We start from the raw sequence: 449 nt of genomic DNA on the forward strand, positions 1-449 counted from the left end.
GCTATGAATATGAGTTTCAAGATTATAAAAATATCTAAGTGAATATTTGTGTTAATAGAATATGAAAATTTTTCAAGTCCTAAATAATGCGAGGTAAAACTTGCAACATATGAAGCAACAAGTGCAGGGAATAAAGCTATATATTCTATCTTTCCTACCGTCAGTATTTCTATTGCAAAGAATGTTGCCGCGATAGGTGTTTGGAATAAACCAGAAAATCCTGCAGCCATACCTGTGATTAAAAGAACTTTTTTTGCTTCCTTTATAGAAAGTAATTTACCAACGTAATGTCCGATAGTTGCTCCAATTTGTACAGCAACTCCCTCTCGACCAACACTTGCACCAAAAAGATGTGACATCCAAGTTGAGAAAATAATTAGTGGAACGAGACGTTTGGGAATATTTTCAGAGTTAAAATTTCCTGCCTCAAATATTAATCCCATCCCTTT

The 449-nt window shown here is 34.1% G+C and carries 1 protein-coding gene; it reads right to left on the reverse strand.

Translation table 11 applies throughout. The annotated features are described in order from the left end of the window. The coding region (locus LI288_RS14095) for a chloride channel protein (protein ID WP_227091081.1) at positions 1–449 on the reverse strand (449 nt) is incomplete at both ends.

The sequence above is a fragment of the Lachnospira pectinoschiza genome, assembly GCF_020564355.1.
GTDB lineage: Bacteria > Bacillota > Clostridia > Lachnospirales > Lachnospiraceae > Lachnospira > Lachnospira intestinalis.